8 protein-coding genes are annotated in these 25,493 nt (G+C 67.1%); 6 read left to right on the forward strand and 2 right to left on the reverse strand.

Annotation, left to right across the window (positions count from 1 at the left end; translation table 11 throughout):
• The first annotated feature begins 30 nt into the window (after positions 1 to 30).
• The 6 genes from HF690_RS01580 to HF690_RS01605 all read left to right on the forward strand — a co-directional run bounded on the left by HF690_RS01580 (position 31) and on the right by HF690_RS01605 (position 6,374).
• Entirely contained in the window at positions 31 to 834 is an 804-nt protein-coding gene (locus tag HF690_RS01580) for an enoyl-CoA hydratase-related protein (RefSeq protein ID WP_168608219.1), read from the forward strand.
• Positions 831 to 1,025: a VOC family protein gene (locus HF690_RS01585; protein ID WP_168608220.1), complete on the forward strand. Its 195-nt coding sequence runs from the start codon at positions 831 to 833 to the stop codon at positions 1,023 to 1,025. Before HF690_RS01580 ends, HF690_RS01585 begins: the two co-directional genes overlap by 4 nt.
• Before the next feature lie 17 nt (positions 1,026 to 1,042).
• Positions 1,043 to 1,549, forward strand: coding sequence for a cupin domain-containing protein (locus HF690_RS01590; RefSeq protein WP_168608221.1), 507 nt, complete (start codon positions 1,043 to 1,045; stop codon positions 1,547 to 1,549).
• A complete protein-coding gene (locus tag HF690_RS01595; protein ID WP_168608222.1) occupies positions 1,549 to 3,549 on the forward strand; it encodes an acetyl-CoA carboxylase biotin carboxylase subunit in 2,001 nt (666 codons plus the stop codon). The genes HF690_RS01590 and HF690_RS01595 overlap by 1 nt, the downstream gene beginning before the upstream one ends.
• Before the next feature lie 4 nt (positions 3,550 to 3,553).
• Positions 3,554 to 4,453, forward strand: a complete 900-nt coding sequence (locus tag HF690_RS01600) for a hydroxymethylglutaryl-CoA lyase (RefSeq protein WP_168608223.1) — start codon at positions 3,554 to 3,556, stop codon at positions 4,451 to 4,453.
• 109 nt (positions 4,454 to 4,562) lie between these two features.
• Positions 4,563 to 6,374, forward strand: a complete 1,812-nt coding sequence (locus HF690_RS01605) for a putative bifunctional diguanylate cyclase/phosphodiesterase (protein ID WP_275690242.1) — start codon at positions 4,563 to 4,565, stop codon at positions 6,372 to 6,374.
• Positions 6,375 to 6,410: 36 nt separating this feature from the next.
• On the opposite strand, the gene HF690_RS01610 is transcribed toward HF690_RS01605, so the two are convergent.
• Both HF690_RS01610 and HF690_RS01615 read right to left on the reverse strand, forming a co-directional pair.
• Positions 6,411 to 8,063 carry a ShlB/FhaC/HecB family hemolysin secretion/activation protein gene (locus HF690_RS01610; RefSeq protein WP_168608225.1) on the reverse strand — a complete coding sequence of 551 codons (1,653 nt, stop codon included), beginning with the start codon at positions 8,061 to 8,063 and terminating at the stop codon, positions 6,411 to 6,413.
• Positions 8,060 to 25,486 (reverse strand): leukotoxin LktA family filamentous adhesin, encoded by a 17,427-nt coding sequence (locus HF690_RS01615; RefSeq protein WP_205300776.1) that lies wholly within the window; start codon positions 25,484 to 25,486, stop codon positions 8,060 to 8,062. The genes HF690_RS01610 and HF690_RS01615 overlap by 4 nt, the downstream gene beginning before the upstream one ends.
• Between the last annotated feature and the right edge of the window lie 7 nt (positions 25,487 to 25,493).

Here is a 25,493-nt window from a genome sequence, read left to right on the forward strand (position 1 = left end):
TTGTACCCGTCAGGAAGGAGCCGCAGCGCCATGTACGAAACCCTCGTCACGGAACGTCGCGACGACGTGGCTCGCATCACGCTCAATCGTCCCGAGCTGCACAACGCCTTCAATGCCACGCTGGTCGCCGAGCTGACCGACGCGCTGGAAGCCGCCGAACGCGACCCGGCTGCGCAGGCCGTGCTGCTCACCGGCGCCGGTCCCAGCTTCTGCGCCGGCGCGGACACCCGTTGGATGCGCGGCATGGCCGATGCCAGCGAAGCGGAGAACAAGGAAGACGCCCTGCGCCTGGCGCAGTTGCTGCGCAAGCTGAATTTCCTGGCCAAGCCGACCATCGCCCGCGTCAACGGCGCGGCCTTCGGCGGCGGCATCGGTCTGATCGCCTGCTGTGACATCGCCGTCGGCAGTGCGGATGCCAGCTTCGGGCTGTCCGAGGTCAAGCTCGGCCTGGTGCCGGCGACGATCTCGCCCTATGTCGTCGCCGCCATCGGACTGCGCCATGCGCGTCGCCTGTTCGTTACCGGCGAGACTTTCGACGCCGCGCACGCCGCGTCCATCGGACTGCTGCACGAACATGTCGTCGCCGAAACGCTGGACGATGCCGTCGAGGCCGTGTGCAAGGCGATGCGCCGCGGTGGCCCGCTGGCTCGGCGCGAAGCCAAGCGACTGGCCCTGCGCATGGGCGGCATGGACGAGCGACAGGCGGCCCAGATCGACGCCGAGAACGCCGAACTCATCGCCCGACTTCGCGTCAGCGATGAAGGGCAGGAAGGTCTCGGCGCCTTTCTGGAAAAGCGCCGGGCTTCCTGGCGCGACAGTTCGTCCGGCGCATGATCGATCATGTCGATTTCGCCGTGAGCGACCCGGCGCGAAGCCGCGCACTTGATGCGCAAGTGCTGACGGCGGGTGGCGTCGACTGCGGCACGCCGGGACTGCGCACGCGTTACCACGCGCACTACTATGCCGCCTACGCCCTGGACCCCGTCGGACACGTCATCAAAGCGGTCTGTCATCATCCGCACTGACCACGCCCGGAGACGCCATGCCCTCCCCGATCCTCAATCTCGACGAAGTGCGTCTGCGCGGCCTCGACGCATCGGAGGGGTCGTCGCCCGGTGCGCCAGCCGGCTATGACGTGCGCTGGGGCGATATCGCCACCCGCATCGGGGCGCGCAAGCTGGGCTACAACCTCACCGTGGTCGCGCCGGGCAAGCGCAACTGTCCGTTCCACAATCACCGAGGCATCGAGGAAATGTTCCTGATCCTCGAAGGCCATGGCGAACTGCGCTACGGCGAAGCGCGCCATCCGCTGCGGCCGGGCGACGTCATCGCCTGCCCGCCCGGCGACGCGAACACGGCGCATCAGATCATCAACACCGGCAAGACGGAGCTGCGCTATCTCGCGGTCAGCACCAAGGACCCGATGGACATCTGCGAATACCCCGATTCCGGCAAGTTCAGCGCCTACGCACGAAGCGAGGACGAACCGCCGCACTTCCGGCACATCGGCCGACTCGACGAAACTCACGATTACTGGGAAGGCGAATAGTGTTTCGACGCATCCTGATAGCCAACCGCGGCGAGATCGCCTGCCGCGTGATCCGCACCTGCCGCCGCCTCGGCATCGAGACCGTGGCGGTCTACTCCGAGGCCGACGCCACCGCGCAGCACGTGCGACAGGCCGACCTGGCCTGCCCCATCGGCGGGCCACGCCCGGCCGACTCCTACCTGCGCGCCGACGTCATCCTCGAAGCCGCCAGACAGACGCGGGCGGAGGCGATCCACCCCGGCTACGGCTTTCTGTCGGAAAACGCCGACTTCGCCCGCGCCTGCGCCGAAGCCGGCATCGTCTTCATCGGCCCCAAGCCGGAAAGCATCGAGGCCATGGGTTCCAAGGCCGAGGCCAAGGCCCTGATGCAGCAGCACGACGTGCCGCTGGTGCCCGGCTACCACGGTGAGAACCAGGACGCCGCGCATCTGGCCGAACAGGCGCGCACGACCGGCTTCCCGCTGATGATCAAGGCCGCGGCCGGCGGTGGCGGCAAGGGCATGCGCATCGTGCGCGAAGAGAAGGATTTCGCCGATGCGCTGGGTGCGGCCCAGCGCGAGGCGCAAAGCGGTTTCGGCGACGCCCGCGTGATCCTGGAACGCTACGTCGAACATCCACGCCACATCGAATTCCAGATCTTCGGCGACACCGACGGCCACATCATCCACCTCAACGAGCGCGAATGCTCGGCCCAGCGCCGCTACCAGAAGGTGCTGGAGGAGACGCCCTCGCCGTTCCTCACGCCCGAGCGACGCGCCGCCATGGGCAAGGCCGCAGTGGCCGCGGCGAAGGCCGTCGACTACGTCGGCGCCGGCACCGTGGAATTCATCGTCGGCGCCGAAGGCGACTTCTACTTCATGGAGATGAACACGCGCCTGCAGGTCGAGCATCCGGTCACCGAGATGACATTGGGACTCGATCTGGTCGAATGGCAACTTCACGTGGCCGCCGGTGAACCGCTGCCGCTGGCGCAGGAGCAGATCGAGGCGAACGGTCACGCCATCGAAGTGCGGCTGTACGCCGAGGACCCGGAACAGAACTTCCTGCCCGGCTCCGGCCGCCTGCAACGCCTGCACCTGCCGCCCGTCTCCGAGCACGTGCGGCTCGACAGCGGCGTGGTCGAGGGCGACACCGTGACGATCTTCTACGATCCGATGATCGCCAAGCTGATCGTGCACGACAGCGATCGTCCGCGCGCGCTGCAGCGCCTGCGCGCGGCGCTGGCCGCCTGCGACATCACGGGACCGAAATCGAACGTTGCCTTCCTCGAACGCCTGGCGCGTCACCCCAGCGTGGTCGAGGGGAGCATCGATACCGGCTATCTCGATCGCCATCTGGACGAATTCCTCGCTACCGATGCGTCCGTCCCCGCACTGGCCCTGCAAGCTGCCGCCGCGGCCATGCTGCTGGAAGACGAATGCCGCGCCGCCGGCCGCACGGCGAACGCGGACCCGCATTCGCCGTGGGCGCGCGCGGACGCCTGGCGCATTGGCCATGCCGGCAAGCGCATCGTCGCACTGCTGCATCGCGGCGAGCGCATCGAGATCGAGGCGCACGGCCACGACGGCGCCTACCGCCTGACCGACGCCGAAGGGCGCACGTCGCGCATCGAGCACGCATGTCTGGTCGACGACGTGCTGACCTTCCACCTCGACGGCGTCGCGCACCGGCTTCCGCTGCGGCTGGAGAACGGTCGCGCGGTGCTGCACGCAGAAGGACAGCGCCACATCTTCGAGCACGCGCCCGCCTTCCAGTTCGGCGGCGAGGAAGCCGGCGGCGGCAACCGCGTGATCGCGCCGATGCCCGGTCGCATCGTGCTGGTCAAGGCCGCCGAGGGCGACACGGTGTCCGAAGGCGACGAACTGCTGGTGATGGAGGCCATGAAGATGGAGCTGTCCCTGAAGGCACCGCGCGCAGGCCGCATCGAGACCATCTCCGCCAGCGAGGGCGAATTCGTCGAGGCCGACGCCCTGCTGGTGCAATTCGAGGCCGAGGAGTAGACCGATGTCCCTGCCCGCTTCCGTGCGCATCGTCGAGGTCGGCGCCCGCGATGGTCTGCAGAACGAGAAGACCATCGTCCCCACCGCGACCAAGATCGAGCTGATCGACCGTCTCTCGGCCTGCGGCCTGCAGACCATCGAGGCGACCAGCTTCGTCAGTCCGAAATGGGTGCCGCAGCTGGCCGATGCGGCCGAGGTCTACACCGGCATCGCCAAGCGCGAGGGCGTCGGCTATCCGGTGCTGGTGCCGAACGAAAAAGGCTACGACCGCGCCCGCGAAGTCGGCGTGACCGAAATCGCCGTGTTCAGCGCAGCCAGCGAGGCGTTCAACCGCAAGAACATCAACGCCAGCATCGACGAGTCCATCGAACGCTTTCTTCCAGTGCTGGAACGCGCGCATGCGGACGGCGTGAAGGTCCGCGGCTATGTCTCCACCGTGCTTGGCTGTCCCTATCAGGGTGAGGTGCCGGTTGCCGACGTGGTGCGTGTCGCCGAGCGACTGCATGCGCTGGGCTGCTATGAGGTCTCGCTGGGCGACACCATCGGCGTGGGCACGCCGGAAAAGGCCCGTTCCATGCTCCGCGCGGTCGCCGAGGCCGTGCCCATGCAGGCTCTTGCCGTGCACTTCCACGACACCTACGGACAGGCACTGGCCAACATCCACGCCTGTCTGGAGGAAGGCGTTGCCGTGGTCGACAGCGCGGTGTCCGGCACCGGCGGTTGCCCCTACGCCAAGGGCGCGACCGGCAATGTCGCCACCGAGGATGTGGTCTACATGCTTGAAGGCATGGGCATCGCCACCGGCGTCGACCTGGAAGCACTCGCACAGACGGGCCTGTGGCTGTCGGCCGAGCTCGGACGAAGCACATCGAGCCGCGTGGCGAAAGCCATCGCAAGCCACTGATTCTGAAGAAATCAGTGCCAACTCATTCATGATGCCGCAAGCGTGAAAGTGGTGCTAGACTGATGACTCCCACATGGCAAGGGGGCCGTGGGTTGCACCGGCACCATGGATGCGCAAGAAGCCTTCAGACGAGGATCGCGCTGTATCGCACGAGCACGACGCTTCCAGCGTCGCGCAGGCGGATTCACTTGATCCGAATTCGAATTCCGGACAGACGAAAACCAGCGCGGACCATGCCGCCCGCTATCGCACGCTGCTGGATGCCGTGCCCGATGCCGTGACCCTTCACGACACGCGCGGCGACATCGTCGATGCCAATGCCGCCGCCGTGCGCACCTTCGGATACCCGCTGCATGCCCTGCGCGGCATGAACGTCCGCGACCTCAACCCGAATCTTCCCGAGGATCACATGACGGCGGTCATGCGCACGCACGGCGTCGACCGGACCTTCAGCGTGGTCGGCGTCAATCGACGTGCCGACGGCACGACCTTTCCGGTAGAGGTTCATTCCAACGTGTTCCTCGATGCCGGCCAACACCGCGTCGTCGCGGTGGCGCGTGACATCAGCACCCGCGTCGAGGCCGAACGGCAACTGCGCGTGTCGGCCGAGCACATGCGCAAGCAGGCACGCATCGATTCGCTGACCCGACTGCCCAACCGCGACACCATGCTCGAAGCGACCCGGGACGCCCTCGCCGCCGCCGAGCCCGGAATCGGGCCCGCGGTGCTGTACATCGACCTCGACCGCTTCAAGATCCTCAACGACATGCTGGGTCACCATGCCGGCGACCGCCTGCTGCTCGCGACCGCCGAGCGTCTGCGCATGTGCTGCGAAGGCCATGCGCGCTGCGGCCGCTACGGCAACGACGAATTCATCGTGCTGTTGCCGCGCTGCGCGCAGGACGACGCAGCGCGCGCCTGCGCTCAACGGATCATCCGGGCCTTCGAGCAACCGTTCGAGCTCGAGGGCGAAGCCTTCGTGCTGACCACATCCATCGGTATCGCCTGCCATCCCGAACACGGCGACAGCGCCGAGCTGCTGATCCAGCATGCCGACACGGCGATGCATGAGGCCAAACGCCGGGGACGGCACACTTTCCGCGCCTTCGACAAGACCCTCAACGACCACCTCGGCATGCGCAACCAGATCGAATCGCAGCTACGCCTGGCGCTCGATCACGGCGAATTGTGGCTGGCCTTCCAGCCCAAGGTCTCGCTTCGCGAACGTCGCATCGTCGGTGCCGAGGCACTGCTTCGCTGGCGCAGCCCCCAGTTCGGCGAAGTGTCCCCAACGGACTTCATCCCCCACGCGGAGAATTCGGGCGAAATCGTGCGCATCGGCGCATGGGTCGTGAAGGAAGCCTGCCGGCAATTGCGCGAATGGCGCGACCAGGGGCTGGAACTCGACCACATCGCCGTCAACGTCTCCTTCCGCCAGTTGCTCAGCGGCACCTTCAGCGACAGCGTGCAGGCCGCGCTGCAGGTGCATGACCTGCCCGGCAACGCGCTGGAGCTGGAAATGACCGAGCGCATCCTGATCGACGAAGCGCCGGATACGCTGGACACCTTCACCGCCCTGAAGCGGATGGGCGTGCGCCTGACGATCGACGACTTCGGCGAAGGCTATTCGTCCTTCAACTATCTGCGTCACCTTCCGATCGACAGCGTCAAGATCAGCCACACGTTCATGCAGGGGATCCCGGTGCAACCTGCAGACACGGCCATCTGCGAAGCCATCGTGCGCATCGCGGAAAGCCTTGGGCTCACGGTGGTGGCGGAAGGCGTCGAGACCGAGGAACAGCTTGCATTCCTCGAGCGCATCGGCACCGACGACGCACAGGGATTCTTCTTCAGCCGCCCCATCGAAGCAGCGCGCCTGCCCGTGTTCATGCAGGAATGGAACCGTTCCGGCCGAGGCTGAGACCGGCATCCCGTTCTCGGCGCAAGCGGGCCGAGCTCAGTCGAAATTCACGCTCAGACGAAAGTCGAAACGGATGCTGTCCTGCTGCGGCGTTACCGTATCGAACGGTTTCGCCACATCGGCGGAGGCCGTCAGCCAGCGATACTGGTACATGCCACCCAGACCGGCGCCCGAGATCGAACTCGACTTCGGATAATCGGCGCGCACTTCGCCATGATCCGCAAAAGCGAACAGGTCCAGCTTCTCGGTGAACGCGCGGTGCAGTTCCAGACCGACGTAGTAGCCACGCGAACCGGCGAGCACGCCGCGCTCATAGCCGCGCACACTGCCCGGACCGCCGATCTGGAACAGATTTGCCGACGGCAGATTGGTGCCGGAGCTGAACTGCCAGCCGGCATTGGCGCGCAGCGCCCAGTGCGAACGCCCCAGGCGCTGGATCAGGAACGCGCTGCCCGGCGTGAGATTGAAATGGGTCTTGCCCAGCATCGGCTCGTTGGAATCCAGCCGCGTGACCAGCTGCGTGATGTTCCAGCGCCGGCCATCGCTGCTGTGGTCCACGCTCAGTCCCAGCGTCGCCGAATGATTGGTGGTGTCGGCGATCTGCTTGCCGCCGATTCGGGTCACCGATTCGCTGATGGTGTAGGCCGCAACGCCGCTGAACTGCGTGCGCATCGTGGCGATGAACGGCTGCTTGTAGTTGATCGACTTCACCGTGGACGTGCCGGTGATGTCGAGATCGCGGAACGCGCGATCGAGGATGTTGATCTGGCTGTGCGCGAAACTGACGCCCAGCCGGCCGTTGTTGACGAACAGCGGCACCGAGTACGAAATGGCGCCGTCATTGCCGCCCTTCGAATGGGCGATGTTGCCTTCCAGCAGGTCATCCACGCCGAACAGACCGTACAGATGCCCCTGCAGGCCGTAGCGATAGCGTCCGGTACTGTCGACGCCGCTGTTGTCCACGAAGGCGACCAGATCGTGCCGGTCCGGTTCCTGCACCGCCAGGCGGATGTCTGTCTGACCGCGCGCCGCGCCCGGAGCCAGCAACGCGCGGACCGTCAGGTCGGTGGTCTGGTTGAGATAGACCAGATTCTTGCGCAGTTGATTGGCGTCGACGATCTGGCCCGGCTGCTGGTCGATGCGCCGCAGAATGAAATCCTTGCGCACGTGCTTGTCGCCGGCCACCGTGATCTTGCCGAGACGGCCTTCCACCAGCTCCACGCGCACCACGCCGTCCTTGATCGACTGGCTGGGCAGAATGGCGCGTGCCGTGGTGATGTTCTTCGCGCGATACAGGTCGTTGATGCGGTCCAGCATGGCGTCCAGATCGGACTTGGTCACCTTGCGTCCGAGATAGGGTTTGACCGCCTGCTGCAGCGCCTCCGGCTTGAGCAATACGGAAGCGCTGAAACGGACGCGGCGAAGCACAAAACCGGGGCCGGCGGCCTTCGCGACCGCGTGCCGGTCTTTCGGCTCGGCTTTCTGCTCCTGCAGCGGATCCGTGGGTTTCTTCGGCGTGGCCTGCTGCTGCTCGTAGTAGCGCTGCAGCCGCTGGGCATCGTTCTGCAGCGTACTCGGCACCGTCTGCGGCGCGGCCTGTGCCGTGGAGGCGAACAGACACGCGGCGAGCACGGCATACGGGACAGCGCGCAGCCGCAGCATGCGGAACGGGGTGGAACGAATCATCATCGTGGAGCCTTGGTGTTGACGGGTGCGCCCTGCACGGACGGATCGGGCTGGACCAGGTCGCTGCCATCGTCGGTCGACCAGGACGGCATGGCGCCATCCCGCGGCGACGCATCGTCCTGCTCGGTGTGCAGCGTCAGCGTGCGGCCGTTGTAGCGGAGTGCGGCATCGCCGTAGTAGTCGGGCGACACCCACTGATGGTCGTAGACGTAGTTCGGCGTCTGGATCTGGTAACCGTGGCCGTACCGCACCACGAAGGCATCCGTCAGCGTGTGCACGCCGTCCTGATAGAGCTTGAAGTCGTAAGTCTTCTGCATCAGCTGGACGTCCGCCGGCACCAGCACGGGGTCGTGCTGGTTCATGCGGATGCGCGCCGAGGCCGTGTCCAGCGAAAGGATGTTCTCGATGTGTCCCGCTTCCACGTGCACGCTGGGCGCAGTGGTCGCCAGCGCCGCGTTGACCGCGGCAAGACGATCGATCATCCACTGTTGCGGCACATCGGCATCAATCGTGATGCGTCGGGCCACGCCGTTGCGGAACCCGGTCAGCGCGGAGAACAGCGGTTGGCCGGTCGAGGTCTGGTACAGATGCGCATCGATGGTGTCGCCGGCCAGGTTGATGCGGTCGCCGATGTTCGCCGCATTCAGGCGGATCGCGCCAAAAGCGGAGATGTAGGCATCGCGCGTGGTCAGCGTGTCCGCAACGATGTCGCCCTTGCGCGCCAGCAACGTGATGCGGTCGGGCGCTTCCAGCGAGACGAAGCTCATGGTGTTGGCCGCCAGATCGATGCTGTGGCCGGCCTTCATGTCGTGCGCGTTCAGGCTGCCGCCCGCATCCATCTTGATGGCGTTGCCAGCCGTGGCCGACACCAGGTCGATATTGCGGCCCGCCGTCACGTCGAGATCGTGTCCGGCGAGGATCGAGTCGGCCTGGACATCTGTGCCGGCCTGCAGCGTGACGTCCGTGCCGGCGTTCATCGAACCGATATGGATGTAGCCGTCGGCGATGAACTTGATCCAATCCGATGCCGTCACGCCGACGCCGTCGATGTCGCCGTGCAGCGACTGGCCGAAGACGTGCCCGCCCGCATCGAGCGTGGCGAAGCCCATGTGCGCGCCCGACGTCATGTCCAGGTTGCCTCCGGTCTTGACCGCGCCCGTCAGCGCCAGTGCGTCCGTGGCGTTCAGCGTCGCATCGCGGCCGATGTCCAGCGTCTGCGCATCGAGATCGCCGCCGCTGACGGCCGACAGGTCGTTGCCGGTCGTCACTGTGCCGAGGCGGATCAGCGAGCCGCCGCGCAGCGAGGCATCCGTGCCGACGTTCAGGGTATTTGCGGTCAGATGGCCGCCCGCATTCACGGTCAGGAAATCGCCAGTCCGGATCGTGTCGACGGTCGTATTCGCCGTCGAGGTCAATTGGCCATGACCTCCCGCGACCAGCTTGCCACCCTGGATGCTGTCGCCGTGCAGGACGCCGTCGCCGCCCGCCGTCACGTTCGTGTAGGACAGCAGTCCGCCCGCGGTGAGCGTGGCGTCGGTGCCGATATCCAGCGTCGTCGCCGTCAGGTTGTCGCCCGCGTTCATGACCAGGTCGTCGCCGGTCTGGATCGTGTCCACGGTGGTATCCGTGGTCGAAGTCGTGTCGGCGTGCCCGCCGACGACCAGCTTGCCGCCCTGGATGACCTGCCCCTGCAGATGGCCGTCGCCGCCCGCCGTCACATTCGTGTAGGACAGCAGTCCGCCCGCGGTGAGCGTGGCGTCGGTGCCGACATCCAGCGTCGTCGCCGTCAGGTTGCCGCCCGCGTTCATGACCAGATCGTCGCCAGTCTGGATCGTGTCCACGGTGGTATCCGTGGTCGAGGTCGTGTCGGCGTGCCCGCCGACGACCAGCTTGCCGCCCTGGATGACCTGCCCCTGCAGATGGCCGTCGCCGCCCGCCGTCACGTTCGTGTAGGACAGCAGTCCGCCCGCGATGAGCGTGGCGTCGGTGCCGGCGTTCAGCGTCGTCGCCGTCAGATTGCCACCCGCGTTCATGGTCAGGAAGCTGCCGGCATGCACGGTGTCGACCGTGGTGTCGCCGGTCGAGGCGAAGGTCGCGGAGCCGCCAGCCTGCAGCGTCGTGCCCTGGATGGTCTGCGCCTGCAGATGGCTGTCGCCGCCCGAAACCAGGTTGTCGTAGGCCAGCGTGTTCTGCGCGGACAGATCCAGATTGCCCTGCCCGGCCTGCAGGTCCGTGAAGTGCACGTCGCCCAGCCCGTGCAGCCAGATGCTGCCCTGATCGCTGCTACCGTGCAGCGTATCCACGTCCACGGTCAGCGGCAGTGATGCGCTGCCGATGTCGTGGACCGCGTGGATGGCCGTCGTGGCGCCGCTGCGCGAGCGCAGATTCACGGCATCGCCGTTGCCCGCCATCGCGCCGCCCGCATCGAGGTCGATGCCGGTACCGCTGGTGGCCGTGCTGGCGACCAGGCCCAGCGTCATGTCGCCGCTGCTGGTCAGCTTCGCCAGCGCGCCGCTGGTCACTTCGCTGCCCGTGCCCATCGTCAGGCTGCCCGAGGACTGCAGCGTGACATCCGATGCCGCCTGTACCAGACCGTTGTCGGCCACGTTCAGCACCGGCGCGCCGGTACCGATCAGCTTCGCGGTGATGGTGCCGGCCAGCGCGCTGATGTCCTTGAGCTGCATGCCGGTGACACCGGTCAGCAGAACGTTGCCCTGCGTGCTGGTGATCGAACCTTCGGTCAGGCTTCCGGTCGCGCCCAGGGTGACGTCGCCATCAGCCTGGACGTCGTCGTAACTGCCGTCGGCGCCGGCCGTGGAGACGACCGTGCCATGGTTGGAGGTCAGATGCTTGGCGTCGAGACTGCCCAGTTCGGCTGTCAGCACCAGGTTGTCGCCGCTGGTGATCGTGCCCACGTGCAGGTTGCCCGTCGGCGAGTCGATGTTGACGGCGCCGCCGGCGGTCGCATTGAGCGAGCCGTCCGAACCGACCTGCAGTTTCAACGGCGCATCGACGCCCGTGCTCACCGCATCACGGCGGCCGATGTCGCCGTCGGCGGTCAGCACGATGTCGCGCGCCTTGATGCTGAGGGTGTTCTGCTGCGCCAGGATGCTGCCGGTCTGCGCATCCAGCGACGCCAGTCCATTGGCGAACACGGTGCCGACGCGGAGATCGCCGCTGAGCTGGGTCAGCAGCAGATCGGTGGCCGCCGAGGCATTGCGCAGCTCGCCGCCGATCTGCACCGGCAGCGCATCGCCGGCGCCGCCGGCGCTGTCGTTACCCAGACCGATGTAGCCGCCACCGGCCGTCAGCAGCAGATCGCCGCCGGAGGTCAGCACCGGCTGACTGGTGTCGACGCCGTCCGCCGCGCCGATGCTGCCCGTGGCCGCCACACGCATGTCAGTACCGGAGCTGAAGTCGTCGAAGTGCAGATCGCCGTTGGCCTGCAGGTAGACCGAGGCCGAGGCCGAACCGGTGACGGTGCCCGTCGCGGTCACATACAGCGGCATGGTCTGCGTGACCGACAGGTGGTCCAGCTTGTTCTGCAGATTCGGATCGTCAGGTGAGATCACGTTGCCGCTGGCGTCGATCAGCTGCACGTCGCCCGGCGCATTGGCCAGACCCAGCGCCGCCACCTGCTGCGCGGTCAGCGCGGTGGAACTGCCTGCGTACAGGTCCTTCAGCGCCTGGTAGGTGATCGACAGCGGCTTGTCGGTGCGGCCGATGCCGCCGTCACCGGCAATCAGCGTGACGTTCTTGCCGGAAAGGTTCGGCGCAACCGTGCCCACGGTGCCGCCGGTCGGCGAACCGAGCGCGGCCTCGTTGATGGCCGAGGTCAGCTGCTCCTCGGTCCAGGTCGAGTCCTTGGTCAGGTTCTTGTAGGCATCCGAGTTCGGATCCATGGTGAAGCTGAAGTTACTCACCGGATCGGTGCCGGCGAAGTCGCTCTGCGACTGCCAGTCCGTACCGATGTAGGTCGTGAAATCCTTCACGATGGTCTGGTAGCGGTCGCTGACGTACTGCTGCGCGAGCGTCGCCCGGGTTGCCGGATCGGTCACGCTCGACGGATCCATGCCGTTGGCGGCCGCGGCCAGTGGCCAGTAGAGATCGACCGCATCGCTGTTCAGCGTGTACTGGCCATTGCTGACCGTACCGACCTTGAGCAGCTGGTAATACTGCGCGTAGCCCGTATCCACCTGCTGCTCGATCGCCGCGATGGTGGTGTCGGCCGCGTTGCCGTCGGTCAGATGCAGCTGGTCCCAGATCTTTCTGGCCTGATCCGAGGACAGCGTGGAATCGGCATCCAGCTGGCGCGCATCGTAGATGCCGCCGTTGGGCGCCGAGAGCCGGACATCGCCGTTGTCCGAGACCATGCTGCCGACCCACACGTCGCCGCCGGTGTCGTTCAGGGCAACGTCGCCGACGCCGTGCGCGTCGAGCTGGCCGCCCGAAGGTGCGCCGTTGGCGAGCGTGTCCGCATGGGTCTCGATGTTCAGCGGTGTGGCGATGCTGCCGATGCCGCCCTGGGTGCTGGTCAGGTTCACGTCGCGGCCGATGACGTCGACACTGCGACCCGGAATGCCCACCAGCGAACCGGTGGAGCGGATCAGCACGTCGCCATGGCTCGACAGGCCGCTCGCCAGCACGCCGCTCGAGATCGCGCTGAACTGCTGGGCGCTGCTGCCGGAGTCGACATTCAGGGCGATGTCACCGCCGCCGGTCTGTGCCGTCAGCGTACTGCCTGGATTGCTGTCATGCGCGATCTTCACCTGGATCGGATCGCTGGCGCTGCCGATCTGCCCGGCATCGGCCTGCAACGCGAGGCTGTGCGTCCAGATCAACGCATGATCGTTGGACTGGACGATGTCGCCCTGCGTGGCGTGCACGCTGGTCGGTCCGTGGGTATTGGTGATCTGGCCGCTCAGCAGCACATCGTTGTTGGACGTGATGTCGACGTTGTTCGACGCGCTGGTGATGAAGTTGATGTTGATCGGCAGATCGGCGCGTTGCGTGTCAGTGACGGTCAGCGTGCCCTGGTACGGATAGATGAAGCCCCACAGCGAAGCGGCGTTGCCGCTGCTGTCGGTACCGCTCTGGTGCGAGCCGTAGTGACAGTTCCCGTCGCTGTCGCAACCGTGGTACGCCACGATCACGTTGAACTGGTTGGTGAAGTACCCGCTCATGGACAGCTTGTAGTCGTTGCCCGCGAGATCGACGTAGCCGGAGCTGCCGGCCCCGTCGATGAACCCGGAACTGCCCAGCGCCCAGTGCTGGCCGGCGGTGCCGCCGCTGGCGCTGGACCAACCCCAGTCGCCGAGGCTCCAGCTGTGGTTGCCCGAGGTCCGATCGAAGGAACGGGCGACGCTGGTGCTGGCCGTCCACTGGTACTCGGCGCCGGCCTTCGGCGCGTACTGTGTGGAGCTGTTCACGCCGCCGAGCAGACGCGCATTGGCGTCGGTCCAGTCGGTGGCGCCGTTGTAGTTGTCGTAGATCTTCGCCGGCGCACCATCCTGGCTGACGTACCAGGTCACCACGTTCTTGCCGGCATTCGCGCCGGAGGTCCACGTCTTCAGCTTGTCGTCGAGAGTGATCAAGCCGAGACCGCCGCTGCCGGCGAACACGTTCTGCACCACCAGCGGCACGCCGGTAGTGTTGTCCACGGTCACCGAACCGTAGCCGCTGTTGATGTTGATGCTGCCCTGCGCCGTGCTCACGATCTTGCCGCTAAGACGGACGCTGCCGCCGCCGGAGGCATTGACGTTGTTCAGAATCAGCTGGTTGTTGGCGACGTTGTAGGTCGCGCCGATCAGCTGGCTGGCCTGGCCGCCGGCCAGCGTGAGCAGCGGCTCGCCGTTGTAGTCCAGGCTAATCGCGCCATTGCTGTTGCCGGCCGTCAGCTGGATGTTCGGATTGCTGATCTGACCCTGTGCGTACTGCGACTTCACATGGGCGATGAAGTCCTTCAGCGCATCGGTGGTCTGCACGGTCCAGGTCGCCGGTGTGCCGGCGTTGATGGCGCCGTCGATGTCGATGTACTTCGCCTCGACGATGAACTTCTGGCCGGTGTACGCGCCGGTCGAGGCCAGCTGGTTGCCGGAGAACTTGCCGCTCTGCTGCAGCGCGACGTACGGGATGTTCGGCACCGGCCGTCCCAGCACGGACGTGGTGCCGCTCGGACCGCTGACGTTGCAGCCGTCCAGCGCTTCCTCCGAACCCGAACCGCCGGTATGCGGCGCGCAGGAACCGTAGAGCACCAGCACCTGCGCCTGCTCGTCGCTGTAGTAGGTGTTGTTGAAGTAGACGCTGTTGCCGTTGCTGCCGCCGAGGTCGTAGTACGACTGCGCAATGGCCGCCGCCGCATGATCCGGGTCGGAGATGGCCGCGTCGAGGAAGGCCTTGATCCAGCTCGAATCGAGATTGCTGGTCGGGTCGGCGCCGGAGAACCACGTATCGCCGCTGGTCGGCTTGACCACGACGTAGCCGTTCGGCACGTAGACGTTCTGCGAATTGGTGTGGATCTCGCCGCGCTCCAGCAGCGAACCGGCCAGATCCTTGATGTTCAGCGAACCGCCGAGATTGACCACGTCGCCGAGGATGATGCCCGGCGTGGCGCCGCCCGGCTGCGAGGGATAGGTGGAATTGATCGTCACCGTGGGCAAGGCGTCGGACGGGGCCTCATTCACCGTCAGGTTGCCGAGCGCACTCGGATTCGCGCCGCCCGAGACCAGCACGCTGCCGGAGCTGCCGAAGCTGGCCTCGATCTTCGGGATGAACATGTAGTACGGGCTGGCGTTGTCGATCGTCACCGACGGCGCGCCCTGCGCCGTGATGGTGCCGTTGCCGCCGACGCTGGCGCCGTACAGATACACGTTGCCGCCGCCGACATAGAGCGGATCGAACAGGATGCCGCCGACATTGGCGTTGTCGATGCCGTTGTAGGTGCCGTCCGGCGTGCCATTGAGCTTGTTGAGCTCGGTGGTCGGATTCAGCGTCTTGTCGAGCACGAGGTTGTACGGCGCGTTGGTGCCGGAGGCGTCGATCGTGCCGTCCTGCGCGATCTTCAGGTTGACCTTGTTGAACGCGCCGGCGACGACCGTGCCGTCGATCGTGGTCGAGGTCGTGCCCGTGCTGCTCTGGTGATTGGAATGCTGCGTGGCCGGAATGAAGCCCAGCTCGTAGCCGTGACCGGTGCCGTTGGTGGACACCGGGGCGTCGCCCTGCACTGCACCGATCGCCACGTCGCCGGCGCCGATGACCGTGCTGCCGCTGCCCAGGGTCAGAGTGGCGTTGCTGGTCGTGTTCGCCGTGGCCGAGGCATGCGGAATGGCGATGAAGCCGCGCACGTACGACTGCGCGACCGCAGACGGTGCCAGCTTGGTCTTGTGCAAGCCTAGGATGTCGCGACCAGCGACGATGTCGGCCTCGTCGTAGCTCTTCACGTGGACGTTGTCGCCGACCTTGAGCGTCTGATTCGACGTCAGGTTGACGCTCGAATCCGAAGCGCCGACCGGCGCCGCGCCCCATGCGTTCGAAGTCGCCGTCGCCGCCACTTGGTCAAGCACGGTGTAGGTGGCGAGATTGGTGCGGCCGTAGCTGAGCAGATTGCTGCCGTCGCCGACCTCGAGATCGTTGCCGAACTGGCCGGTGACATGGACGTTGGCATTGGCCACCGGCACCGCGCCGCCGGTGCTGATGGTCGCCGCATCGGCCATGCCGCCCACCAGCGTGCCCGCCACCAGGGAGATGTGGCCGATCACGCTTGTCGAGCTGTCCAGTCCCGACGTCATCTGGACGTCGGTGCCGAGCTTGAGGTTGTTGTGGGCCGTCACCGTGGTGTTGACGCCGGCCGCCGTACCGGTCACGACACCGCCCGCGCCGCCGATGGCGCCGGCGTTCTTGCCGTCGGCGCTGGCCACCAAGGTCTTGGCCAGCACGTCGATGTCACCGCCGGTGGCGATGGCCGTGCCGTTGCCGATGGTCGCATTGGTCGTGGTGGCGATGGTGTTGTCGACGTTCGCGCCGCTGCCGCCGACCGCCGCGGCCAGGACCGAATTGGCCTCGCCGCCGTACTCGACGTTCTGCGTGGCACTGAGCTGGAAGCTGGCCAGATTGGCCAGATCCAGGTTCTGCCCGACGCTGGCGCTGGATGTGGACGTCGCGCTGGTCGTCGCCGACGCGCCATTGCCGCTGACCAGACCGCCGCTGCCGGCCTTGCTGTAGGCGATGTTGGAATCCGAACCGTGCGCAATGACCGATAGCGCGCCCGTGGTCGCGGCCGCGACCGGGTTATTGCTGCTGTCGAGCAAACCGTTGCCGAGCGAGGCGTTGATCGTGGTATTGGAAGTCGCCTTGGCGACCGATGCGCCCGCCGCGACCAGACCCACGCTCACGCCCGTGGCGCTGGCGTCCTGATGCGTGTCACTGGTGGCCGAGATCGATACCGAAGTCGTCGGCAGCGTAACGCTGTCGCCGACCGTCGCGTTGGCGCTGGCCGTGTCCGAGGCCGTGGCCGTGGAAGCGTTGACGCCGAGCATGGCCGCGCCCGCGCCGCCGCTGCTGGAAGCGTTCACGGTCGGCGACACCGAGGCGTCCACGGACAGCGTGCCCTGGTGGAACACCGCGTAGTCGGCCACAGAGGCCTCGACGCTGGCGGTCATGTCGGCGACCGCAACGTTGGCGCCGATGCCGCCGCCGATGCCACCCACGGTGATGCCGACCGCACCGGCATTCATCACCGGATCGGCCGAGGCCGTCACGCTGGTACTACCGGCCGTGATGTCGGCATGCGTGCCAATGTGTGCGGTCACGTGGCTGCTGTCGCTGGCCGTGGCGACCACGGCGCTGATGGCCGTGAGAATGCCGCCGGATCCCATCACGCCATTGGCGGTAATCGCACCGCTGTCGCTCGCCGACAGCGTCAGTGCGCCGAAATCGTTGACGTCGGCGCTGTCCGCCAGCGTCGCGCTGACGGTGCTCGAGCGGTTCGCGTCGACCACGACCGCGCCGGCGACCACGCCGCCGACGTTGATGCCGCTGGGGTCCTTCTGATTGGCGTTGCCGGCCAGCGAGGTGCTGCTGTCGGAGGCCTTCAGGCTCAAGGTGCCCTTGCCCGAGCGCGACGAATCCAGCGTGCCGCCGGCCGTCGCCGAAACCGTGTTGTGGACATCGCTGATGGCCACCGCCGCGCCAACACCGACCAGACCGCCCACGCCCGCGTACGCCGTGGATTTGGCCGCCGGACCGTTGCTGCCGTCGGCCGCGCCGGCCTGGATCGAGATGCCGTGACCGGCCGTGGCCGTACCACCGCCGACCGATGCCTGGATATCGCTGTTGAGCGAGGTGTAGGCCACCGAACCACCTACGCCGACCACGCCCACTGCGCCACTGCCGGCGATGTTGTCAGTGCTGCTCTTGACGCTGGCGTCGACGTCGATGTCGTTGTTGGCGGTCACGCTGCCGCCGCTGATCTTCGCCTGCACACCGTCGTTGCCGCCAAACGCGCTGTGACTGCTTCCGGTGGCGCTGCTCAGGCTGTAGCTGGCGCTGCTGTTGATACCGGAAAGGTCGCTGGAGGACAGCTGCGAATCGTTCAGTCCGTAGGACGACGGATCGCTATCCAGCTTGCTGCCGGAAGACAGGCTGTCCAGGTTGTTCAGATTGAGCTGGCCGTCCGCAGTCAAGTCGTCGCCCGCACCGCCGCCGCCGGTGATGTCACCGGTACCGGCCACCACCACGCTGGCCGAAAGGCCGGTGCCGACCGCACCGCCGCCGACCGCCACCGCGACCGACTCGATATCGCGATCCGACTCGGCGTGCACATCGACGTGGCCGTGATCGCCGTACACCGGGCCGCGTGCGTGGACCGTGCTGTCCTGCATGCCGGCACCAACGCTGGACTGCAGCAGCACCAGATTCATGCCGCCACCGACGCCGACGAAGCCGCCGCCAAGCACGCCCGAGTAAGCGCTGATGAACTGCTGGTCGAGCGCATCGACCGCCACATCGGCGGCGGTGACGTTGCTGCCGCCCTCGATGCTGGCATGGGTGTTGTTGGACACCACGTTGACCACGGCACCGCCGGCGATGCCGACGCTGCTGCCGCCGGCCGCGCCGACAACGATGCTCTGCGCCACGTTCTTGCTGTTCGCGTCGACGTGAACGTCGTTGTCGCTCACCACCGTCGCACCGCCGGTGATCTTCGCCGTGGTCGTGGTGTGGTCGACGTTGACACCGGCCGCGCCGGCCAGACCGGCCGCGCCAATGCCGATACCCAGTGCACCGGTGAACTGCGCGCTGACCGTGTCGCCCTGCGCGAGCACGTCGAGGCTGCCCGCATCAAGCGTGCCGCCGTCCAGCGTCGCGCGGGTGCTGGCCTGGAACAGGTTGACGCCGCCCGAGGCCGCGCCGCCGACGCCGCCGCTGACGCTCGCGCCCACCGCCGTGATCAGGGACCACTGCTGGCCGACCGCATCGACGGCCGCCGCATCCTGCGCGGACACCGTCGAACCGCTGACCTTCGCCGAAGTATCGGCATTGAAGACATTGGTGGCGACGCTACCGGTCGCCGAACCGCCGCCGGAACCGGCGACGTTGACGATGAAGTTGGCCTCGTACTGGCGACTGCCCGCTGTCACGTCGACCTGCTGATCCGAAGCCGCCTGCGTGTAATAGACGCCATTGTCGCCCACGATACTGCCGCTGCCGGCCTGGACGGTGCGGTCGGCCTGGTTGATGTGGGCGTTGTCGATCGTGGCGCTGGTGCTGCCGCCGACGATGTTCACGCCGACCTGCCCGCTGACGGCCACGCCGCCGCTGACGCTCGCGCCGACACCGAGCGTGGCGATCGACTGCTGGTTGACCGCGTTCACGGCCACGCCGTGCACGGACTTGGTCGATCCGGAAAGATCCGGCGTCAGGTAATTGGTCGGATCGGAGATGCTCTTGGCGTTGGCGTCGCTCTTGGCGATATCCAGTCCCGCCTGCAGCGCGTCGGTCTTGCTCGCCGTGCCGGCGTCGACGCTGAGCGCACTGCCGTGGCCGTAGGCGCTGACGTCGCTGTTCTCGACGCTGGCGTCGGTGCTGCCGTCGATCTTGTTGACCACCACGCCGATGCCGACGCCGGCGTCGCCGCCGATGGCCGCCTGTCCGGCAAACACGTTGATGCCCTGCTGGTTGCCGGCCAGCACGCCGACGTTGTCGCTGGCGATGACGTCGGCCTGATTGGCGATCGTCGCCGAGGTCGTGCCGCCGAGCAGGTTGACCGCGACCGAGCCCCCGACTGCGGTCGAGCCGCCGCCGGCCGCGCCCACCGCGATGGTGTTGACGTGCGAGGTACTGCTCGTGCCGGCCTGCACCACGACCTGCCTGGCCTTGTAGACCGGGCCGGACGTGGAACCGTCCGCGCTGCCGAGGAAGGAGGCGCGCGTGGTGGTGGCGATGTTGTTCACCGACACCGCCGCGCCGACCGCGACCGAACCCGCGCCGCCAACCGCGCCGGAAAGCGCGTTGATGGTGGCGTCGTTGTCGGCGCTCACCGTGGTCACGTTGGTCGAGACGACGCTGCTGTCGCTGGCGTCGCCGGCGGCGACGTTGGTCATCGTCGCGGCGATGCTGTTGTGGATGAGATTGGTGGTGTCCGAGGCGCTCACCGCGACGCTGCTGGCTGCGGAACCGGCCAGCGAGGCCGTGTCGATGGTGGTGCCCGCGTGCGCGTTGACATCGGTGGTGTCGGTCACGTCGAGCGTCGAGTCGCTCAGGCTGGCCGAAGTCGAGCCACCGACGTCGGCGATCGTCGCCGCCGCGCCCACGCCCGCCGACTGGCCGATGCCGACGCCGCCGGCCAAGCTGTAGATGCCTGCCGTGTTCTCGGCCTCGATGCTCAGGCTCAACGCCTGCGCGGCCGCCGCGGTGTCGACACTGCCGTCGCTCTTCAGACCGTAGAGGTCGTTGGCGGAGGCCGTCACGTCGCTGCTGATCAGACTGGTGGTTTCCGCGCCGGCGACGCCCGCGCCCTGTGAACCCACCGCACCGGCCACCGACAGCGCGTACTGCGTACCGGTGCCCGAAGCATGCACGTTGACCGCGCCGCTTGCGACATCCAGACCGGCGTTGGAGATGCCGGCATGCGTGGTGTCACCGATATCGCTGACGCTCGCGGCCAGACCGACGGCCGCGCGGCCACCGATGCTGACACCGCCGCTGAGCGCATAGATGGTCGCGGCATTGTCCGCGCCCAGGCTCAGCGAACCAGCCGTGATCGCGCTGGCGTCGTTGACCAGCACCTGATTGCTGTCGGCGGTCTGGTTCCAGCCGAAGGACAGCGTCAGCGCGAAACCCTTGCTGGCCGCGCCGGCCACCGCTCCGGCCATGATCTGCGCCGACTCGTCGGCGTTCAGGCTGGCGTCGTGGGTGATGTCCAGCGAGGTATGGCCGGCGTGCGTGGTGATGGTGTTGGCGATGTCGTTGTAGGTCAGCGCGCCGCCCGCAGCCGCCTGGCCCTTGCCGACAGCGACGTTGCCCGCGAGGCTGTAGATCCTGGTGTCGTCGGAGGCTTCAGCCGTCAGGCTGTTGGCGTGAATGTTCGCGGTGTGGCCCGCGGTTGCGGCCGAACCCAGCAGGATGCTGTCGGTGTTGCCGACGACATTGCTGGTAGCGCTGCCGAGACCGGCGAACTGGCCGCTGCTGACGCCCACGCCCACCGCCAGCCCGACGATGCGCGTGTCGTCGTGCGCGCCGAGCTGCACCGAACCGGTGGTGTCGATGCTGGCGTCGTCGATGCGCACCGTGTGCGTGTTGTGCACGTTGTTGCCGACGTAGGACAAACCAACGTTGTTGCCGCCGACCTGCACCGTGCCGGCAATGGCGATGATGGAGCTGCCGACACCGCTGTCGCCCAGCGTCAGCACGTCGCTACCCGGCTGGCTCGGATCGCCGTCGGAGCCGGCGGTCTTGTCGCCGCTGTGGTCGACGCTCGGCGCACCCAGCGTCGCGCCGGTGAAGTCGTAGCCTTCGGTGTCGCGGTCGCCGACGATGCTGTCGAGTTCACTGATCGGCGCGACGGCGCTGGCCTGAACCAGCACATCGCCGTCGAGGCCCAGACGCATGCCCGAATCGACCGAGGCCTGGGTGGTGTTGCCAATCTGCGTCCACACGACGGCGCCGGCGAGACTGGCACTGTCCTGGCTGGCGCTGTAGCCGCCGGCGACCGAACCCGCGCCGATCAGCGAGGAATCGAGCGCGCGCAGGGTCAGGCCCTTGAAGCCGGAGATGTCGTTGTCGGTAGCTGCACCGGTGTGACCGGAAAGATCGGCGCTGGTGGTATTGCCGATGTCGGCATAGGTGAAGCCGACGCCGACGTTGCCGCTGGTCGCACCGCTCTTGTTGAAATACAGACTGCCGCCGCCCACGCCGATACGCGAGTGGTCGTAGGCCGTGACCTCGACGCTGCTGTCCGCCGCGCCGCCGGCGGTGAGCGTGCTGCCGCCCTCGATGCCGGCGTGCGTGGTGTTGGCCGACTTGCCGATCGAGACCGAGCCGGCGATGGTGGTCGAGGTGGTGTTGCTGGTGTTGGTCGCGACGCCCAGGGCGACATCGACCTGCAAACTGCCGTCGAGCGCACGCACCACGGCGTGGTTGATGTGGTTCAGCGTGCTGTCGGCGATGACCGCGGTGGTGGTGTTGGCGACGCTGGAGTACGCCACCGCACCGGCGATGGCGCCGGCGAAACCGCTCTTGCTCTGGCTCAGCGCCGCCGCGCCGGAACCGCTGATCAGCGAGGACTGGTCGAGCGCCTGTACCGTGACGTCGGTACCCGTGCTGCCGTTGTCGAGGGTGACACCGTCGATCTCGGCCTTGGCGCCGAGGTTGGCGATGTTGACGCTGGCCGAGCCGGACACACCGATACCGAACTTGCCGCCCTTCGACTTGGACGTGCCCTCTTCGCTGCCGCCCTTGCCCTTGCCGATGCCGGACGCCTTGTCCTTGAGCTTGTTGAGGCTCTCCGCCGCGCTGCCCACCGACTCCGAGGCGCTGGAGACCTGCTCCATGACCTCACCGGCCTTGTCCAGCATGGAATCGCCGCCGCCGTCGTCGCTGCCGCCGGCGAGGCTGGAGATGCCGTCCACGGCGGCCAGCCCGGTCTGGAAGTTCTCGTTGACCGTCTTGATGTTCTCGATCAGCGAGGTCAGGGCTTCGCCGGAACCTTCGCCACCGCTGCTCTCGCCCTCGCCGGTATCGCCGGAACTGCCGGAACCGCTGCTGGAGCTGCCGTTCGAACCGCCCTTGGAGCCGGCCAGCGACAATGCACCCGACTGGCCGCTGCTGACCGCGTTGACGTTCAGCGCATCGACCGCGATGGTGCCGCCGCTCTCGCTGGGCACCATCGCGCCGCCGGCCACGGCGGGGTCGTCGGCGCGGTTGTCGCCGATCTTCGCCACGGTGTCGGTGGTGGTCTGGTTGATGCCCACGCTGATGCCGATGCTGGCCTCGCTGGACATCGCCAGCGCGCCGGACAGCGACCAGATCATCACCGGATTGCTGGCGACCACGTCCAGCGCGCGCGCATCGACGTCGCTGCCAGCGCTGAGGGTCGCGTGCGTGGTGTCGTCGACGTCGGTGATCGCGACCGTACCCTGCATGGCCAGCGTGCCGCCCTTTCCGGAGATCGGGCTGAGCGCGATCATGCGGTCGGTGCTGGTGGCGTTGACCGCGACGTCGTTATGGTCGCTGGTCAGGCTGGCGTCGCCGCCGACGCCGGCGACGGTGGTGTTCTTGTAGCCGGTGTAGTTGAACGCGCCGCCGATGGCGGCCTTGTCGCCCTTGGTGCTCTGCTTCCACGGCGTGATGTCGCCGACCAGGTTGAACAACGTGACCGAAGTGTCGGCCTGCACGTCGATCGAATGCTCCCACTCGACCGGCGAGGACAGCCATTCGACCTCCGATTCCCAGCTGTCCTGACCCGGCGTCGCCGCGGCGGCCGAGGTCGCGTGCAGCGTGGCGCCGTCGCCGACCCAGGCGGTGTTGCGGTTGGTCATCGCGAAGTAGTTGACCGAGCCGCCTACGGCGATTGGCGTGTCGCCACCCGCGCTGGCGCTGGCGTAGCCGCTGACGCCGTTGGTGATGTCCTCCGGCGTGCTGCCGGCAAGGTCCTTGAGCGCGGTGGCACCGTCGACGAACTGGTCGAGGCTGCCGAACATGTTCTTGATCGCATCGACGTTGTCGGCGTTGCCGAAGTACCAGTCGAACGGGATGTTGACGTTGGAACCGACGCCGATGTTCTCGGCGGTGATGTCGGCGTTCTTGCCGATCGTCGCCGAGGCGTCGTGGCTGTAGTGGGCATAGGCCACGGCAGCGGCGACATCGACCGAAACCGGGTTGCCGGAGCTGTCCGTGTCGCCCTCGTCGGCCTTCGACACGGCCGCACTGGACGCGCCGCTGTGGATGCCGGCATCGGTGAGATTCGAATACACCGTGACGCTGCCTTCGGTGTCGATCTTCACGCCGTCGCCGATGCTCGCGTTCGCCGTGTTGCTGCTGTCGGTGTAGGCCACGGCCGCACCGAGGTGGAACGGCAGCGCGTCGGTGGCCGAACTGCCGTCGGCATTGAGACCGCCGTTGCTCTTGTTGGCCAGCGTGCTGCCGAGATCGGCGTTGGTCTCGGCGGTCTTGTCCTGGGTGTCCGCAGTGCTCTCGGCCTCGGTGTCGGTGCTGGCCGAGGTCGCGTTCTTGCTGGTGTCGCTGCCGGCAGCGATCACCACGTCGCCGCTGCCTCCCGAAACCAGCGTCGGACTGCTGTCCAGCTTCGCGTTCGCGCTGACGGTCTGCAGGCTGACGGCGCCAGCGGCGCCGACCGACCCGGTGGTCGGGTTGGTCGAGGCCTTGGCCTCGGTCGAGAAACTGTTGCTGTTGTGCGCAAGCACCTGGATCGACTGCGCCTGGATGTCGCCGTCGAGCGTGCTGGCCGACTCCACGGCCGCCTGCGACCACGCCACGGTGGTCGCCAGCGCCTGATCGCCGGCGACGGTCTCGGCCGAGACCTCGAGTTCGTTCTCGGTGTCCGAATTCAGCGACAGCGCACCGCCCGCATGCACCACCGCCGCACTGCCGACGTTTGTCTCCGCCTTGCTGTAGATCGCGCCGTACATGGCACCGACCATCACCGGCGCGGCATTGGATCCGGCTTCGGACGTCGCCTCGGTGGCCGCCTTCGCCGCCGTCGACGACGCCAGATCGACATCGCCCGCCGCCAGGATGCTGCCGGTGACATCGACGGTGGCCTCCGCCGAAGCGCGCACGTAGGCAACCTGCCCCAGCTTGTCGGAAGCCGCCAGATTCGCGTCCTGCGCGGCCGCGGCAAAACCGTTCTTGACCAGCGATTCCTGGTCCTTGAACAGATCGCCGACCTGTCCGGTGGCCAGGGTCACGGTGTCCGCCGAGCTGGTCGGCGTCTTGTACTCGGCCGTGGCTTCGGCGTGGGCCGTCGCCTGGATCAGTCCCCAGCTGCCCGCTGCATCGCTGCCGGACGCCGGCGCGGTGGTGGTGCTGTCGGTCGTCAGCGTGCCACTGACGTTGACCGAAGCCTTGGCGTCGGCATCGCCGAACCCGGCTTCTTCGCTGGCGTCGGCGATCAGGCGGATGGTGTTGCCGTCGGACACGATCTGCGGATCGGTCTGCCCTTCGACGTTGACCGCCGTGGACAGCGTGTCCTTGGCGTCGCCCTGCACGTAGATCGTGCCGCTGACGTCGATGGCGGTCGCCCGCACACGCACGGCGCTCTGCGCATTGATGGTGCCGCGGATGCAGATCATGCAGCCGCTGCCGGCCGCCGCCTCGGGCTCCTGTCCGGTCAGCAGCAGATTCACGGCGGTCGCGTCCGGATCGACGTTGTTGCTCGAATCCAGCAGCGTGCTCATGAAGTCGGCGGTCGGCGCGCTCAGCGACAGCGCGCCGACATTCAGCGTCGCGCCGTTGCCGACCACGATGCCGTGCGGATCGGCGAAGAAGACGTTGCCGCCGACCTTGCTGCTGTTGCCGATATAGCTGTTCAGGGTGCCGTTGATGACGGTCTGGCTGTCCCAGACCAGGTTGACCAGGTTCTTCGCCCCGGTTGGCACGTGCATGTTGACCGTGTCGCCGCTGTCCAGCTGGAAATCGTGGAACGAGTTGAAGCCGGTGTTGCCGCCGGCGTTGAGCGTGCTGGTGACGATGTCGTAGGTGTTGTGTCCACTCGCCGGCGTGGTGGTGACGGTAGTCTGGGTGCGCCCGTCCTTGTTGATGTTGCTGGCTGCCATCGCACCGGCGGCGTGGGTCACGCCGAGCACGGCGGACATCGCCGCCACCAGGGATTTCAATGCAAGCGGCTGCGTGCGCTTCCGATCATGAGTCGTCGTCGATCCCTGGCCCGGATGGGACGGCACATTGGTACGCATGTTGTTC

The organism is Oleiagrimonas citrea (assembly GCF_012395255.1).
GTDB classification, from domain to species: Bacteria; Pseudomonadota; Gammaproteobacteria; order Xanthomonadales; family Rhodanobacteraceae; genus Oleiagrimonas; species Oleiagrimonas citrea.